Raw genomic sequence first — 15,336 nt, forward strand, 5'->3', positions numbered from 1 at the left:
CAACTGGGACGGGACGCGGGCAACTGTGCGGCTGGACGCCAGAAGAGCACGCCTCGGACCAGACCCGATGCGCAACCCCCGTCAGAGGCGGCCCACGATGGAGGCCGGCAACAGGTCGGCGTGCGCGTCGATCAGCTCCTCGGTCATGGCGTGCGCCTCCTCCAGGGTCAGGAGTGCCGCCGTCAGCGGGTCCATGGCCACCGCATGGTGCACGTGCTCGCGGTCACCGGTGAGCGCCGCCAGCACCGCCAGGGTCTGCACGTTGACGTTGGTCCGGTTGAGCGCCGCCAGTTGCGGCGGCAGGTCCCCGATCGAGGTGGGCTGCACGCCTCGAGCGTCGATCAGGCAGGGCACCTCGACGCATGCGTCGTCCGGCAGGTTGGTGATCAGCGCACCTCGGTTGGGCACGTTGCCGTGCACCACGCTGGGGGCGCCGGTGACGATGGAGTTGATGATGGTGGCGCCGTACTCGACGGACGGGGCGAGTTCGTCCTTGAGCCGGTCCAACTGCCCGTTGATGTCGCCCTGGTCGTCGTGCGAGGCGCAGATCTCGTAGTAGTCCCAGCGCTCGGGGATCCATGAGTTGACCATCTCGGGGTTCTTGCGGAAGTAGGGCAGGTACTCCGACGCATGGTGGCTCGACTCAGTCTGGAAGTACCCGAAGGCCTTCATGATGGCGGTGCGCACCTGCTCGTTGCCACCCTCGTAGGTGCTGGCCGCGAGTGCCGCGTCGGAGTGGTCGCCCCGGTCGCCGACCAGCTCGGAGGCGGCTCGTCCGCGCTGGTGGCGTGCCGCCATCACCTCGCGCAGTCGGGGGTAGAGGTCGACGGTGCCGTGCATGAACTCCAGCACCCACGCCTGGTGGTTGATGCCTGCGCAGCGGTAGCTCACCTCGTCGTAGGGAACCTCGAGCGTGCGGGCCAGCATGCGGGTGGTGCCCTGCACGCTGTGGCACAGACCGATGGTCTTCAGGCCGCGCGCGTTCAGGTAGGCCGTGGCCATGGCCATCGGGTTGGCGTAGTTGATGAACTGGGCCTGGGGGCAGACCTCGAGGGCGTCCTCGATGATCTGGTCGTAGGCGTTGACCGAACGCAGGAACCGGAACACACCGCCGGGGCCGACCGTGTCGCCGACCGTCTGGTCGATGCCGTGGCGGCGCGGGATCTCGACGTCGTGGCGGTAGGACTCCACCCCTCCCACCTGGAAGGTGATGATCACGACGTCGGCCCCGTCGAGGGCGGCACGGCGATCCGTGGTCTGTTCGACGACGGTCGACAGACCGTGGTGGGCGACCAGTGCGCGGGCTGCGTCGGCCACGGGCCCGAGCTTGTCGGGGTTGACGTCCATCAGGCGAAGGGTCGAGTCGCGCAGGGCCTCGAAGCTGAGGATGTCGCCGATCAACCGGAAGGGGAACACGTGTCCCCCGGCGCCGATGATGGTGATGGTCGGATGAGTGATGAACCGGGTCATGCGTCAAGGCTAGGAACGCCGAGCCCCGGATGTCTGCCGCGATACAGTCCGGTTGTTCCAGTATCCTCTGATGCCAGCGCTACGGTCACCTGGTGACCAGCGCCGCCACACCCCGTCCCGACTCGCGAGCTCGCCCCAACACCCACCCCGGCGCCCAGCCCGGCGCCGGCACCCCGTCGCCGCGCGCCGTGGCAGCCGACGTCATCAGCGAGTCCAGCCGCCTCTGGGCACGGGTCGGTGAACCGCCGCGGATGGAAGCGATGCACTCCCACAACGACCTCGAGCTCAACATCGTGGTCCGTGGTGAACTCCACTACCTGTTCGCAGGACGACCGTGGGTGCTCCGGGCAGGGCAGGTGGCCCTGTTCTGGGCGATCCCTCCCCACGGGCTGGTCGAGTCGTTGCCCGGGAGCGCCTGCTGGGTTCACGTCCCACTCCCGACTGTGCTGGGCTGGGGTCTGCCCGAGGACGACCTGGCTCGCCTGCTGCGCTCCGAACCCGTGGTGGTGGACTCCCCCACCCTGCACGCCCGCCTCGCCGGACTCGTCGGCGGGTGGTGTGAGGACTTCGACGACGAGGACGATCGCGAGCCCGCGGTGCTCGAGATCCAGGCCGCGGTCCGCCGACTGCTCTCGGCCGCAGGTCGTCCGCCGTCGAGGCCGACCCACCTCACCGGCCAGGCCAGCCGTCTCGACCAGGTCACCCAGCTCGCCCGCTTCGTCATGGAGCACCACCGCTCCCCGCTGGCCGTCGAAGAGATCGCGGCCTCGGCCCACCTGTCCACCTCGCACGCGATGGCGATCTTCCGGGCGGCCGTGGGGGTGACGCTCGGCGAGTACCTGACCATGTGCCGGGTCTCGGAGGCCGAGCGACTGCTGGTGACCACCGATCGTCCGGTCGCCGAGATCGCCCATGCCAGCGGCTTCGGATCGTTGTCGAGTTTCCACGTGCACCTCGGACGAGCCACCGGCTGCTCGCCGAGGGAGTTCCGTCGGCGCTCCCGCTGAGGGGCCCGCTCAGTCGGTGGCGGTGCCGGTGCCCGTGCCTGTGCTTGTGCCCGTGCCGGGTTCGGGGTTGTCGTCGAACGCCAACGTGTCCACGAAGGCCAGGATGTCGTGGGTGACCTCGGCGGCCATCACGTCGTTGAGCAACTCGTGGCGCCCGCCCGGGTAGATGTTCACCTCGACCCGCTTGACCCCCGCCGCCTCGTAGGCGACCGCAGCGCGCTGGGCGGCGACGCCAGAGTTGCTGACCGGGTCGTCCGAACCTGCCAACAGCAGGATGGGCAGGTCGTGCGGGGTCGAGGCGGCGTTCTCGGGGCTGTTGACCCTGACCGCGGCCCTGGCCAGGTCACGCATGAAACTGGCCGAGCAGACGAAACCGCACCACTCGTCGGCCAGGTAGGAGTCCACCTGCTCGGGCACCCCCGACAACCAGTCCCGGTCGGTGCGGGCGGGCGAGAAGGCAGCGTTGTGACCGGCGAAGGTGAGTCGGTCCAGCAGCTTGGAGCGGTGCTCGGCCCCTCGGGTGCGCACGATGGCAGATGCCAGCACCGTCCCGGCAGCCTTGGCCCCCGGATGGCCGGGCGGTCCGATCAGCACCATCCCGTCGACCAGAAGGGGCGGCTGGGTGACCAGTTCACGCGCCACCAGCGAACCCATCGAATGGCCGAGCAACACCACCGGCACATCGGGGTGCCGGAACCTGACGTGCCGGACGACGGCCCGCAGGTCGTCCACGATCAGTTGCCACCCGCCACGGTCGGCGACGTGACCGGCGCGTGCCACCGTCCCCGCCGTGAGGCCGTGACCGCGATGGTCGACGGCGAAGACGGCGATCCCCTGCTCGGCGGCGGCCGTGGCGAAGGCCGCATATCGTCCGCCGTGTTCCGCCACCCCGTGGACGATCACCAGCGCGGCACGAGCGCGACCGTCTGGGGTGTCCTGGGCGTCGGGCAGCCACGAACGGCCCCCCAGCCGCGTTCCGTTGACCTCGAGGTCGAATTGGGTCGCCTTCATGGTGCCCACTCTAGGCACCCCGCATCGGGCGGACCGGTTCTGGTCATCTGGCGCTGGGCACGTGGGGGGCCGCCCTCCCGGGGCATCGTGGGGGCATCCGAGTGGTGGCCCGGGACCACCGGCCGCAGCGGCCATCGATAGCCTCGGGCACGAGTGGCGACGACGCCCAGAGAGGATCCCCATGAGCGACTTCCACGCCGACGACAACGGCTTCTTCGGAGAGTTCGGAGGCAGCTTCCTGCCCCCGCACCTGGTCACCCCGATCGCCGAGGTGAAGCAGGCCTACCAGGAGGCGAAGGCCGACCCGGCCTTCCAGGCGGAGTACGAACGACTGCTGAAGAAGTACGTCGGACGCCCCAGCCCGCTGTTCCTGGCCGAACGGCTCACCGAGCACGCCGGAGGGGCGCGCATCTACCTCAAGCGCGAGGACCTCAACCACACCGGGGCCCACAAGATCAACCACTGCATCGGCGAGGCCCTGCTCGCCAGACGAATGGGCAAGAAGAAGCTGATCGCCGAGACCGGCGCCGGCCAGCACGGTGTCGCACTGGCCACGGCGGCAGCGCTGTTGGGGCTGGAGTGCGAGATCCACATGGGCGCCATCGACGTGGCCAAGCAGCACCCCAACGTCGTCCGCATGCAACTGCTGGGTGCCACCGTCGTCGAGGTCACCGAGGGAGGCCGCTCCCTGAAGGAGGCCGTCGACTCGGCGTTCACCACCTTCGCCAACGACTACCACGAGGTCTTCTTCGGCATCGGTTCGGTGGTCGGACCCGATCCCTACCCGACCATGGTGCGCGACTTCCAGTCCGTGGTCGGGCGGGAGGCCAGGCAGCAGATCCTCGAAGAGGAGGGACGACTGCCCGATGCCCTCGTCGGCGCGGTCGGTGGCGGCTCGAACGCCCTCGGACTGTTCACCGCGTTCCTCGACGACTCCGACGTCGCCATCTACGGTGTCGAACCCGCCGGTGAGGGGCTGGAGACCCCTCGCCACGCCGCCACCATGAGCAAGGGCACCCCCGGCATGCTGCACGGCATGCAGACGATCGTGCTGCAGGACGACGAGGGCAACCCCTCGCCCGTGCACTCGATCGCCTCGGGTCTCGACTACCCGGGGGTGGGCCCCCAGCACGCCCACCTGCGGTCGACGGGGCGGGTCACCTACGTCTCGGCCACCGACGACGAGACCCTCGACGCGTTCAGCCTGCTCAGCCGCCTCGAGGGGATCATCCCTGCCCTGGAGTCGAGCCACGCCGTGGCGCACGCTCTCAAGTTGGCCCCCGAACTGGGTCCCGACAAGGTCATCATCGTGAACCTGTCGGGACGCGGCGACAAGGACGTCGACTACGTCGCCGAGGTCCTGGCCCAGCGCTCGAGGAACTGACCTTCGCCCCGGGCCGCACGACCAGACACCGGCCCGGGGCGATCCAGAATCGTCCCCTGGCGGCGAATGTTGCCCACCACGGGCCACATGTCGCCCCACGGGACGGTTATGGATCCACTTGGACCGGCAAGGTCCAGCCGGGAGGCCGATCAGATCTCGGGAACGACGCCCCAGATGCGCTGCAGGTAGTCCCTGATCGAACGATCGGACGAGAAGAAACCGCTGCGGGCCACGTTCAGGATGGCCGCCTTCGTCCACACCTCGGTGTCGGCGTACTTCTCTTCGATCTTCTTCTGCACGTCGACGTAGGAGCGGAAGTCGGCCAGGGCCATGAACCGGTCCTCGGAGAGAAGGTTCGACACGATCGAGTCGAACCCGCGGGGGTCCCCGTCGGAGAAGGTGCCCGAGGCGATCAGGTCGATGGCGGCCTTCAACTGCGGGTCGGACTCGTAGACCTCGGATGGCCGGTAGCCCTGGCGTTGGCGTTCGGCGACCTGAGGCTCGTCCATGCCGAACAGGAAGAAGTTGTCGTCGCCCACGAGCTTGCGGATCTCGACATTCGCGCCGTCGTCGGTGCCGACGGTGAGGGCACCATTGAGGGCGAACTTCATGTTGCCGGTGCCTGATGCCTCCTGCCCTGCCAGCGAGATCTGTTCCGACAGGTCGGCCGCCGGGATCAGGGTCTCGGCCAGGGTGACGTTGTAGTTCGGCGGGTAGGCGATGTGCAGCATGCCCTGCATGCGGGAGTCGTTGTTGACCACGTGGGCCACCCGGTTGATCAGCCGGATGGTCTCCTTGGCGACGCGGTAGCCGGGGGCGGCCTTCGCCCCGAAGACCACGGTGCGGGGGGTCAGGGTCGTCGGGTCGACGTGGCCGTGGATGACCTGCTCGTAGGTCGAGACCACGTGCAACAGCTTCATCGACTGGCGCTTGTACTCGTGCAGTCGCTTGACCATGACGTCGAGCAGGTGGCCCTGGCCCGACTCGCTGTGGGGCAGGTGCATGCCGTCGCGGCGTTCCAGCAGCGCGACCAGACGCGCCTTGTTGGCCTGCTTGACCTCGCGGAACTGCTGGCGGAACTGCTCGTCCTCGGCGAAGGGCTCGAGTTCACCGAGTCGCTCGAGGTCGGTCAGCCAGCCTCGTCCGATGGCGCTGGTGATCAGCGACGACAGGCCGGGGTTGGCGATCTTGATGAACCGACGCGGGGTGACACCGTTGGTGACGTTGGTGAACTTCTCGGGCCACAGCTCGTTGAAGTCGGGCAGCACCTTGTCACGCAGCAATTGGGAGTGCAGTTCGGCGACGCCGTTGATCTTGACGCCGGCGACCGAGGCGAGGTTCGCCATCCGAACCGACTGGGCGGGGTGGTCGGCAACGATCGACATGCGCCGGACGCGCCACTCGTCGGGGCCGAACTTCTCGCGCACCGTCTTGAGGAACTCCTCGTTGATCCGGTAGATGATCTCGAGGTGGCGCGGCAGCAGGCGTCCGAGCAGTTCGGTCGACCAGACCTCGAGCGCCTCGGGCAGCAGCGTGTGACAGGTGTAGGCGAAACACTTCTGGGTGATCTGCCAGGCCTCGTCCCACTCGAGCCCACGCTCGTCGACGAGGATGCGCATCAGTTCCGGCACCGCGATCACCGGGTGGGTGTCGTTGAGCTGGAAGATGATCCGCTCGGGCAGCCGGTGCAGGTCGAAGTCGGGGCCGAGTTCGTTGTCGAGGAAGTCGTAGAGCGAGCAGGTGACGAAGAAGTACTGCTGCTGCAGCCGCAGTTCCTTGCCCTGGGGAGTGGAGTCCTCGGGGTAGAGAACCTTGGTGATGTTCTCGGCGAAGGTCTGGGCGCGGACGGCCTGGGCGTAGTCGCCGGAGTTGAAGATCGCCAGGTCGAACGCGTTGGTGGCCACCGAGCTCCACAGCCGCAGGGTGTTCACCCGGCCGTTGCGGTAACCGGGAACCATGTAGTTGTAGGGCACGCCCTTGACGTTCCAGGCGGGCACCCAGCGGGTGCGCTCGACACCGGCGTCGTCGACGTACTTCTCGGTCTGGCCGCCGAAGTTCACCACGACGGACGACTCCGGGTCGGGGAACTCCCACGGGTTGCCGAGCTCGAGCCACGTGTCGGGCTGCTCCACCTGGGCACCGTCGACGAAGGTCTGACGGAAGATGCCGTACTCGTAGCGGATGCCGTAACCGATGGTGGGCACGTTCTTGGTGGCGGCCGAGTCGATGAAGCAGGCGGCCAGACGTCCCAGGCCACCGTTGCCGAGCCCGGGCTCCACCTCGAGGTCCTTGAGTTCGTTCAGGTCGAGACCCAGCGATTCCATGGCCTCACGGGCGACGTCGTTGAGGTCGGCCGCCAGCAGCGCGTTGCTGAGCTGTCGTCCCAGTAGGTACTCCGCGGACAGGTAGCCGACCATCTTGCTGCCGGACTCGCGCTGCTTGCGGTTGGTCTCCAACCAGCGGGCCATCAGGTAGTACCGCACCGTGCGCGCCAGGGCCAGGTACTGGTCATGCGCCGTCGATCGCGACAGCGTTCGCCCCTGCTCGGTGTTCAGCTCGTACAGGAAGGTCCGGACGAGGCCGTCGGAGGTGTGCGCCGGCGAGGCCACCGGGGCCAGGCCGAGCGGATGGGTGACGGGCTTCTGGGGTCCGACCGGAGTCTGAGGAGGCACCATGGAACGACACCCTAATGGGTGGTCGCCGGGGGGCCCGAACCGGCCGGTATCGCTTTGGTCACAGCCGTGTGAAAGAACCTCACGGGTCGCCGGCCCGACCCTCCCTGTGCCCGGCTCGTCCGGACCCCCTTCCCGAGGACGACCCGGCAACCGGGGGCCCGGCGGCTGGGTCTCGGGGCGAGGCGTGGTTCACCGATTTGTCACCCGTGTACGGAATGCTGGGCCCATGAAGCAGCGCATGAACATGCGGGAGTACATAGACCATCTCAAGGACGAGGGGTACCGGATCGTCGGCGCCGAGGCTGAGGACCCGCAGCTGATCTCCCCCGACGGCAAGGCATCCGAGACCTGGCGCCATGACTACCCCTATGACGAGCTGATGTCGCGTCCCGAGTACGAACGGGAGAAGTACGCGCTGCAGATCGAACTGCTGAAGTTCCAGTACTGGAGCCAGGACACCGGTGCCAAGCACGTGATCGTCTTCGAGGGACGGGATGCGGCCGGCAAGGGGGGCACGATCAAGCGGTTCACCGAGCACCTCAACCCCCGTGCGGCACACGTGGTTGCGTTGAACACGCCGACCGAACGCGAGAAGGGCCAGTGGTACTTCCAGCGGTACGCCGAGCACCTGCCCACCGCTGGCGAGATCGTCATGTTCGACCGGTCCTGGTACAACCGGGCAGGCGTCGAGAAGGTGATGGGTTTCTGCACGCCGGATGAGTACGAGATCTTCATGGGGCAGGCGCCGCTGTTCGAGCGGATGCTCGTCGACTCGGGCATCTCGCTCACCAAGTTCTGGTTCTCGGTCACCCAGGACGAGCAGCGCACCCGGTTCGCGCTGCGCCAGCTTGATCCGGTTCGCCAGTGGAAGCTGTCGCCGATGGACCTCGAGTCGCTCGACAAGTGGGAGGACTACACCGAGGCGAAGGAGGCGATGCTGCTGCGCACCGACAAGAAGCTCGCCCCCTGGACGACGGTGAAGTCGAACGACAAGAAGCGCGCCCGCATCAACGCCATGCGCTCGTTCCTGTACCAGTTCGACTACGAGGGACGCGACAACTCGGTGGTCTATGCGCCCGACGACAAGATCGTCCGACGGGCCAAGCACAGCCAGGGCGACTGACCCCTCTGCGGCCGGGCGGGCTCGGTCAGCACTGCCCTCTGCCCGAGCCGGCCTCGCTCAGGCCTCGTGGGGCCTGCCGGCCAGCAGGTCACGCAGGGTCGCCACCTCGGCGCGCAGCTTCTCCGAGGCGTCGGATCGTCCGAGTTCGTCGTAGTGGGTGATGGCGGTCTCGCGCTCGGCGACCTCCTTCTCCACCACCTCGCGCTGCTGGTCGTCGTCGAGCAACAGCCGATCGGACTCCGCCGACCCGAGCGCGACCGCCGATTCGATGGCGCCGGCCGAGGGCACGATGCTCACCGGCAGCGCCTCCGCGTTGCCGATGGCCGACAGGGCGCTGCGGAGGGCGCCCACGGCCACGGTGTCCTGGGCCTTCATCGCTTCGGTGAGAGCGGACTGGATCTGGTCGCGAATCGTCATGGTCCCACCTCACCACACGGAGGGCCACGCGCAGTTCCTTGCGCGCTTGACCGGCAACCCCTGCCCGCCTCGGGTGCGGCTGACAGAATTGGCAGGTCAACATTTCTTGTTCGAGGAGTGAGGAACCACCATGGAATACCGCACGATGGGCAGCACCGGGGTCAGCGTCTCGAGGCTCTGCCTGGGCACGATGACCTTCGGCAAGGAGACCGACGAGCGTGGCGCACACGCCCAGTTGGATGCGTTCGTGGAGGCTGGCGGCACCTTCATCGACACCGCCGACGTCTACAACGGCGGGGTGTCGGAGGAGATCATCGGGCGCTGGCTCGGGCAGAAGGACGGCCGCGCCGATGAGGTGGTGATCGCCACCAAGGGACGCTTCCCCACCGGTCAGCACCCCAACGGTGTCGGCCTCTCCCGCAAGCACCTGACCTCGGCGCTGGACGCGAGCCTGCGCCGCTTGGGGGTCGACACCATCGACCTCTACCAGGTGCACGCGTTCGACCCCTTCACCCCGCTGGACGAGGTGCTGAGGTTCATGGACGATGCCATGCGCCAGGGCAAGATCCACTACTTCGGGCTGAGCAACTTCATCGGTTGGCAGATCGCGGCCATCAGTGAACTGGCTGGTGCGAGCGGCATGGTGCACCCCGTGCTCCTGCAGCCCCAGTACAACCTGCTGACGCGCTACATCGAGCTCGAGATCGTGCCCGCCTGTGAGCAGTACGGCATCGGTCTGATCCCGTGGAGCCCGCTCGGCGGCGGTTGGCTGACCGGCAAGTACTCCCGCGAGCAGGCCCCGACCGGCGCCACTCGTCTGGGCGAGGACCCCAAGCGCGGCATGGAGAACTACGCCGACAAGCAGTCCGACGACAAGGCTTGGGACATCCTCGACGTGGTCCGCCGCGTCGCCGACGAGACGGGGCTGACGATGGCCCAGGTGGCGCTGGCGTGGGTGGCGGATCGTCCGATGGTGACCGCACCGATCCTCGGCAACCGCACGACCGAGCAGCTGGACGAGGCCCTCAAGATGGCCGACGTGCATCTCGACGAGGCCCACACCAAGGCGCTGGACGAGGTCTCGCGCCCGGTGCTTCCGGACTACCCCTACGGCGAGCGTGGCGTTGGTCAGCGCAGCCGGGAGCTCTCCTTCGGGCGCTGATCACGGACGAGTCCTCGGCCCGGCCGATCAGGTCGGGCCGAGGAGCGTCGATCGAGGAGGGGCCGACCTCCACCGTCGATCGAGTAGGGGTGAGGAACGAGCCGCGTGTCGAGATCACGTCCGCTCCCACGACACCCCTCAGGACTGCTCCAGCAACTCCGCCAACCGGTCGAGGTCAGCGGCCACCTGCGCACAGTCGCCCTCGAACTCCTCGTCGGTGAGGTCGAGTTGGCGCACGCTGACGACCACTTCGCTTCCCTCGGGGTGCACCAGCACCCGCATCGGATTGTTCTGGGTGACCCCGTCGGGCATCGTCACGTCGTGGTCGACCACTCCGAAGTCGTTTGGGGGGACGAAGCGCACCCGCACCTGCCCCATCGGTGAGGCGATGACCAGCTCGTCGCCTTCTCGCGACACCTCGGCCTGGGCCAGGCCCTCGGCCCACAGCGGCAGGTGATCCGGTTCGCGGACGTAGTCGTGGACGGTGGCGAAGGGGGCCGCGATGACGCGGCTCACATGTCGGCTCTGCATGTCACCAGTGTCGTCGCGCTCGCGCCGCCGGGCGCAGGATCAGGACGTTCCATCGAGGTAGAACCATCGTCCGGCTCGGCGCTCGAAGCGCGATCTCTCGTGCAGGTCACCCCCGGTGTGGTGGGCCACGAACTCCACCACGCCCCGGGAGTCCTGCGCGCCACCGTCGACCACGTCGACGATGTCGAGCCCGGTCCACACCACCCCGGCCGTGTCGACATGGTCGGGACGAGTGCTCGGGTGCCACGTGGTGACCAGGTACTCCCCCAGCCCCAGCACGAACGTCGAATAGCGGGACCTCATCAACTGCTCGGCGGTCTCCGCAGGCGTTCCCAGATGGATGGGACCGCAGCATCGACCGTAGTCACCACCGCCACAGGCGCACTCGCGGGCGAGGGACGACGCTCCCGTGAGGTCGCGCGCAGCTGGGTTGGCCATGGCGGTGAGCGTAGCGGTCGGGCCGGTGGTGACGTCCCAGGCAGGACGCCGTTGGTCGGAGGAGGAGAATGGGTGCAGACCTTCCTCGAACGACGATGCCGTCCGCCCAAGGCCGGACCGTTCATCCTTCAGGATTCGAGGCAACCCATGTCCAGATCACTGGTCTCCCTGCTCTACGGGTTGGCGCTGGTGGCGACCGTGGTGGGCGTTGACCTGGCCTTCTTCCGCGGCCACTTCTGGCCCCGGCTCGCCGCGAACGTGGCGCTTGTGTTGCTGTTCGCTGCCTTCTGGTTCCGCTACGTGGGCCGGACGGCCCCCTGACAGCTACCTCACCCGCGTGCTTTGCCCCTCCTCGCCGGTGGGGTCGGGTGGGCGAGGCGCGTCCGACACGCGCCGCGATCAGAGAGGGTCAGATGACGTCTTCGAAGCTGTCCTCGCCGGGTCGCCACACCATTCCGGCGCCGTCTCGAAAGCCCATCACCTCGGCGATCTCGACGAAGACCTCGTCCCGGGTGGGATGGATGACCACGGCACCGGTGTCCAGACCGATTCGGATCCCCTGACCCGTGGCCTCGCTCGTCGACATGACCGTCCCGGGAACCAGTCTTCGCAGGGCATCGGCGTACCCGAGGTCGGGCTCGCTCCACTGACGGCCCTGCGACTCGACCCGCGGCCACACGTAGCTGTTGAGGATCACGGGATTGCCTGCGCCCGGATCGCCGTCGAATCGCAGTTGCACGTAGTCATTGAGGACGAACTCGACGGAGTACATCCGCTCGCCCAACAATCGCGACAGCAACTCGTTCGCCACATGTGCGGTCACACGCACCTCCAGCGCTGTGGATTCATGCCCTGAAGCTACAGGGGCAGCGTTTCGGTGCGGCCCACTCGGGCCGCCTCCCTGCTGCCAGAGGCCACACGATCGTCGGACTAGAGTGCTGCGGTGCAGACAACGCGACGGGCCCTGACGGCAGCCGCGGGCCTCGCAGCCTTCCTCGCGGTGACGTCGTGCTCATCGAGCGACCGGGCCGCTGCCCCCACGTCCACTGTTCCCGCCCCGTCCACCCCCATTCCACAAGCCCCCGAGCGACCCGTCGGCTCAGGCACCGGCGTGATGTTCGGGGTCAGCCTCGACTGGTCCCGCGAGCAACTCGCCGAGTACGCCAGCCACCTGGGCCACAACCCGGCGGTGGCGGTGAACTTCTCCGGCTTCCCGTTGACCGACACCGACCGCACGAACGTTGAAGCCGCAGCGGGTCAGGTTCGCCGCCAGGGAGCCGTCCTGCTGCTCACCCTCGAGCCGAACGAAGGACTCTCAGCGGCCAGCACGGAAGGAGCCCTGAGCGACCTGGTGACGCTGCTGACGAGGATCAACGATTCAGGGGTGGGCGTGATCGTCCGCTTCGGGCAGGAGATGAACGGATCCTGGTACGCGTGGGGTCAGCAGCCGACTGCCTACGTCGAAGCGTTCCGCAAGCTGGCCGCTGCGGTGCACTCGACGGCGTCGAGCGCGACCATGTGGGCTCCCAACTATGGCGGCGGCTACCCCTTCTCTGGCGGCCGGTACGTCGCCACGGAAGGCACTGCCGACTTCGACGCGCTCGACACCAACCATGACGGGATCATCGACGGGACCGATGACCCCTACGCCCCCTACTACCCCGGCGACGCAGCGGTCGACTGGGTGGGCATGTCCCTGTACCACTGGGGCAACACCTACCCCTGGGGTGCGAACGTGGTCGCGGAACCGGACAAGTTCGTCCGGCAACTTACCGGCACCTACACGGGGGCCGGGGGCAACGATCTCGCCGTCCCGGACTTCTACGCGGAGTACGCCGTCGGACGCTCCAAACCCCTGGCCATCGCCGAGACAGCGGCCTTGGTCAACACCGAGCGGGACGCGTCGAACGCCCTGGCGATCAAGCAGGAGTGGTGGCAGCAGGTGCTCGCAGCCGACATCCCCACACGGTTCCCGGCCTTGAGGATGGTCAACTGGTTCGAGTGGGACAAGTACGAGGCCGAGGTCAGGGCGCGGGTCGACTGGACGGTCACCCAGGACCCGGACGTGCGGGCGGCCTTCGCCAAAGCCTTGCCGCAATGGCTCGAGTACGGCAGCTGAGCGGTGTGCGCCCCGCCTTGAAGCGGCCTTCCCAAATGCCACCGACAGGCGATCAGGCTTGCTCCCTTGATCAGAGCCGAGCAGCGGACGTGCAAACCCTGCCCGTAACGCCCGTCCCCCACCTGTGTCCGGAGTCGCCCCTGAAATGGACCTGCAGGTTGCATAGAGTCCCTTCATGTCGTCGCTTGCAGACCGTGCGGAGCAACTCGCCGCTCATCTGGTCGCCGGCGCCACCGGCGCCCAGGTCACCGCGCACGACACCGCTGGCAGGCAGGGAGCATTCGACTTCCTCCTGTCGTGGCCGGATGGGCACCGAGGAGCGTTGGAGGTGACGCTCGTGACCGAACCAGAATCGATCGAATGGCAAGGATTGGCACTGGCAGACGAATGGCGGTGGCCGACTGATGGGTCGTGGGAGTTTCGACCATCCCAGGTCAGCTTCCCGTATCGACACACCAAGGAAACGATCATGGGTCTCGCAGTCCTGTGCGACAGGTGGCAGGTTGGCTCTCCCTTGGAGCTTCCATCCACCGTCAGGGAGAGCGAACCGCTAGTCGCAACTTTCCTCGCTGCAGACGTTGGGCGGCTGCGGCGGACGAGCGCTCCTCAAGGGATCACCATCTACCCGGCCACGGCAGCAGAGTTCGTGGAATCCACGCATCCAGACTTCGCCCGCATCGTCGAGTCATGGCACAAGCTCGGGCATATCGCCCGGCATCTGGAGAAGATCGAGCGAGCCGCCGGTGTCACGGAGCACCATCTCTTCTTGGTGGTCGTCAGCGAGGCACTGCCGATGCGCTTCTTCACCGATGACTTTGACCCCCCCACGGCTACGCCGGGCGGGTTCAATTCCCTAGATGCCTTATGGATCTGGTCGGGGAATTGGCACCGCTATCTCGCCTACACGGGAGGCGGTTGGTCGTGGATGGCATTTCCCGAGTACAAGTCAACGTCTGCCCTCGACCTGCCCGAGAACTAACTCTCAGTCGGATTCCCTTGTCGGGGGCAGTCGGTCCCCGCATCGTCAATCCGTGGATAGACGTTGTTGAAGCTGCAGTCCGGCCTCGGCGTGCATCTTCCGCGCTACAGGAGATGCCGTCTCCGGCCACGTATCAATCCCATCCCCAGCTCGACGAGCCACCACGTGCACGTGCCAGTGGTCGACTGATTGATCACTGCCAGGGCCGCTGGCACTCAGCAGGTTAACACCGGTGCCAATCCCGGCATCAACCATGGCGAGAGCCACGGCGTGACAGAGATTGATCACTGCTTCGCGACCAGTGGCGGCAGTGTCCAGAAGCCCTACGCTGTGACTGGATGGGACGACCAAAGTGTGACCAGCCGAAAGAGCGGAACTTGGCAGCGTCAAGAAGGCAACTGCACCTTCGTTCGCGGCTACGATCGTCGCAGGCTCACTGCCAGCAACGATTGCACAGAAGACGCACGTCATTGCAGGCATCAGGAACCATTCCGCAGCGGCCGGGTGTTGCTCAGACGGTGCCTCATGGCATCCGTTTCAACGTGGATTTCGCAGGACAGCCGCATGGTGTTGAACGTTAGCGAAGACCGCCCGGCCAGCGTCCGAGACACACCGCAGCCTCAGCCGCACCCGGCGAGAACCTGCCGTCGAGGTCGCCCCTCTAGCGCCAACAGACCAACGCTTTGCGTTAGTCGAAGCCCCCGATCAGCCGCTCGGCTTCGTCCAGATCGATCACGGCGAGATGGGCTTCCTGGTACCACTTCCCGACCATCTGCGTCCTTGGTGGTGGCGCGTCCCCCGACACGGTGGAGCGAAACTCCACCACATTCGGTGACGTAAACCAACCCGGATGCGGAGCTCCACGACATTCAGCGTGCCTCTTCAGAGCCGTCTCGGCGTACTTGCGTCACGCGGACAACAAAGAGCACATCCGGGTGGCCATAGTCGACCGTGATCGATCCATCGTCGCGACGTTGAATGGCGAAGGTGTCCCGCTCGGTGGCGAGCTTCCCCCACATG

15 protein-coding genes are annotated in these 15,336 nt (G+C 67.1%); 7 read left to right on the plus strand and 8 right to left on the minus strand.

Features of this window, described 5'->3' with window-relative positions; all coding sequences use genetic code 11:
* Positions 1–81: 81 nt before the first annotated feature.
* The gene (gene melA, locus QQZ11_RS01815) at positions 82–1,470 is read right to left on the minus strand and encodes an alpha-galactosidase (RefSeq protein ID WP_284548355.1); all 1,389 of its coding nucleotides are present in this window, start codon (positions 1,468–1,470) and stop codon (positions 82–84) included.
* Between the two features lie 92 nt (positions 1,471–1,562).
* Here melA and QQZ11_RS01820 point away from each other — a divergent pair, with 92 nt between their 5' ends.
* Positions 1,563–2,477, plus strand: coding sequence for a helix-turn-helix domain-containing protein (locus tag QQZ11_RS01820; RefSeq protein WP_284548357.1), 915 nt, complete (start codon positions 1,563–1,565; stop codon positions 2,475–2,477).
* A 9-nt stretch (positions 2,478–2,486) separates the two neighbouring features.
* Here QQZ11_RS01820 and QQZ11_RS01825 read toward each other — a convergent pair whose 3' ends face one another.
* On the minus strand, positions 2,487–3,488 hold the full coding sequence (locus tag QQZ11_RS01825) for an alpha/beta hydrolase (protein ID WP_284548358.1): 1,002 nt from the start codon (positions 3,486–3,488) through the stop codon (positions 2,487–2,489).
* Positions 3,489–3,669: 181 nt separating this feature from the next.
* Between QQZ11_RS01825 and trpB the strand changes: the two genes are divergently transcribed.
* On the plus strand, positions 3,670–4,872 hold the full coding sequence (gene trpB, locus QQZ11_RS01830; RefSeq protein WP_284548360.1) for a tryptophan synthase subunit beta: 1,203 nt from the start codon (positions 3,670–3,672) through the stop codon (positions 4,870–4,872).
* Between the two features lie 149 nt (positions 4,873–5,021).
* Here trpB and QQZ11_RS01835 read toward each other — a convergent pair whose 3' ends face one another.
* Positions 5,022–7,547 carry a glycogen/starch/alpha-glucan phosphorylase gene (locus QQZ11_RS01835; RefSeq protein WP_284548361.1) on the minus strand — a complete coding sequence of 842 codons (2,526 nt, stop codon included), beginning with the start codon at positions 7,545–7,547 and terminating at the stop codon, positions 5,022–5,024.
* Positions 7,548–7,773: 226 nt separating this feature from the next.
* On the opposite strand from QQZ11_RS01835, the gene ppk2 reads away from it, so the two are divergent.
* A complete protein-coding gene (gene ppk2 / locus QQZ11_RS01840) occupies positions 7,774–8,670 on the plus strand; it encodes a polyphosphate kinase 2 (RefSeq protein ID WP_026377782.1) in 897 nt (298 codons plus the stop codon).
* Between the two features lie 57 nt (positions 8,671–8,727).
* Here ppk2 and QQZ11_RS01845 read toward each other — a convergent pair whose 3' ends face one another.
* Positions 8,728–9,087 (minus strand): GatB/YqeY domain-containing protein, encoded by a 360-nt coding sequence (locus QQZ11_RS01845; protein WP_284548363.1) that lies wholly within the window; start codon positions 9,085–9,087, stop codon positions 8,728–8,730.
* Positions 9,088–9,217: 130 nt separating this feature from the next.
* On the opposite strand from QQZ11_RS01845, the gene QQZ11_RS01850 reads away from it, so the two are divergent.
* Complete coding sequence (locus tag QQZ11_RS01850; RefSeq protein WP_284548364.1) at positions 9,218–10,249, plus strand: aldo/keto reductase; 1,032 nt, start codon at positions 9,218–9,220, stop codon at positions 10,247–10,249.
* A 138-nt stretch (positions 10,250–10,387) separates the two neighbouring features.
* Here QQZ11_RS01850 and QQZ11_RS01855 read toward each other — a convergent pair whose 3' ends face one another.
* Both QQZ11_RS01855 and QQZ11_RS01860 read right to left on the minus strand, forming a co-directional pair.
* Positions 10,388–10,780, minus strand: a complete 393-nt coding sequence (locus QQZ11_RS01855) for an SRPBCC family protein (protein ID WP_284548366.1) — start codon at positions 10,778–10,780, stop codon at positions 10,388–10,390.
* Positions 10,781–10,819: 39 nt separating this feature from the next.
* Positions 10,820–11,218, minus strand: coding sequence for a YchJ family protein (locus QQZ11_RS01860; protein WP_284548368.1), 399 nt, complete (start codon positions 11,216–11,218; stop codon positions 10,820–10,822).
* A 147-nt stretch (positions 11,219–11,365) separates the two neighbouring features.
* Between QQZ11_RS01860 and QQZ11_RS01865 the strand changes: the two genes are divergently transcribed.
* Positions 11,366–11,539, plus strand: a complete 174-nt coding sequence (locus QQZ11_RS01865; RefSeq protein WP_284548369.1) for a hypothetical protein — start codon at positions 11,366–11,368, stop codon at positions 11,537–11,539.
* Positions 11,540–11,627: 88 nt separating this feature from the next.
* Here QQZ11_RS01865 and QQZ11_RS01870 read toward each other — a convergent pair whose 3' ends face one another.
* Entirely contained in the window at positions 11,628–12,041 is a 414-nt protein-coding gene (locus tag QQZ11_RS01870) for a hypothetical protein (protein WP_284548370.1), read from the minus strand.
* Positions 12,042–12,161: 120 nt separating this feature from the next.
* Between QQZ11_RS01870 and QQZ11_RS01875 the strand changes: the two genes are divergently transcribed.
* Both QQZ11_RS01875 and QQZ11_RS01880 read left to right on the plus strand, forming a co-directional pair.
* Positions 12,162–13,337: a glycoside hydrolase family 26 protein gene (locus QQZ11_RS01875; protein ID WP_284548372.1), complete on the plus strand. Its 1,176-nt coding sequence runs from the start codon at positions 12,162–12,164 to the stop codon at positions 13,335–13,337.
* A gap of 175 nt (positions 13,338–13,512) precedes the next feature.
* Positions 13,513–14,316, plus strand: coding sequence for a hypothetical protein (locus tag QQZ11_RS01880; RefSeq protein ID WP_284548373.1), 804 nt, complete (start codon positions 13,513–13,515; stop codon positions 14,314–14,316).
* Between the two features lie 45 nt (positions 14,317–14,361).
* Here the strand turns inward: QQZ11_RS01880 and QQZ11_RS13620 are convergent, their stop codons facing one another.
* Positions 14,362–14,796, minus strand: coding sequence for an HIT domain-containing protein (locus QQZ11_RS13620; RefSeq protein ID WP_446698801.1), 435 nt, complete (start codon positions 14,794–14,796; stop codon positions 14,362–14,364).
* Positions 14,797–15,336: the final 540 nt, after the last annotated feature.

The organism is Aestuariimicrobium sp. T2.26MG-19.2B, from assembly GCF_950101875.1.
Lineage (GTDB): Bacteria > Actinomycetota > Actinomycetes > Propionibacteriales > Propionibacteriaceae > Aestuariimicrobium > Aestuariimicrobium kwangyangense.

What these genes read in the sequence shown, in the direction of transcription:
- melA (WP_284548355.1), bottom strand. Translation starts at nt 1,470, where the DNA reads ATGACCCGGTTCATCACTCATCCGACCATCACCATCATCGGCGCCGGG.
- QQZ11_RS01825 (WP_284548358.1), bottom strand. Translation starts at nt 3,488, where the DNA reads ATGAAGGCGACCCAATTCGACCTCGAGGTCAACGGAACGCGGCTGGGG.
- trpB (WP_284548360.1), top strand. Translation starts at nt 3,670, where the DNA reads ATGAGCGACTTCCACGCCGACGACAACGGCTTCTTCGGAGAGTTCGGA.
- QQZ11_RS01835 (WP_284548361.1), bottom strand. Translation starts at nt 7,547, where the DNA reads ATGGTGCCTCCTCAGACTCCGGTCGGACCCCAGAAGCCCGTCACCCAT.
- ppk2 (WP_026377782.1), top strand. Translation starts at nt 7,774, where the DNA reads ATGAAGCAGCGCATGAACATGCGGGAGTACATAGACCATCTCAAGGAC.
- QQZ11_RS01845 (WP_284548363.1), bottom strand. Translation starts at nt 9,087, where the DNA reads ATGACGATTCGCGACCAGATCCAGTCCGCTCTCACCGAAGCGATGAAG.
- QQZ11_RS01850 (WP_284548364.1), top strand. Translation starts at nt 9,218, where the DNA reads ATGGAATACCGCACGATGGGCAGCACCGGGGTCAGCGTCTCGAGGCTC.
- QQZ11_RS01855 (WP_284548366.1), bottom strand. Translation starts at nt 10,780, where the DNA reads ATGCAGAGCCGACATGTGAGCCGCGTCATCGCGGCCCCCTTCGCCACC.
- QQZ11_RS01860 (WP_284548368.1), bottom strand. Translation starts at nt 11,218, where the DNA reads ATGGCCAACCCAGCTGCGCGCGACCTCACGGGAGCGTCGTCCCTCGCC.
- QQZ11_RS01865 (WP_284548369.1), top strand. Translation starts at nt 11,366, where the DNA reads ATGTCCAGATCACTGGTCTCCCTGCTCTACGGGTTGGCGCTGGTGGCG.
- QQZ11_RS01880 (WP_284548373.1), top strand. Translation starts at nt 13,513, where the DNA reads ATGTCGTCGCTTGCAGACCGTGCGGAGCAACTCGCCGCTCATCTGGTC.
- QQZ11_RS13620 (WP_446698801.1), bottom strand. Translation starts at nt 14,796, where the DNA reads ATGCCTGCAATGACGTGCGTCTTCTGTGCAATCGTTGCTGGCAGTGAG.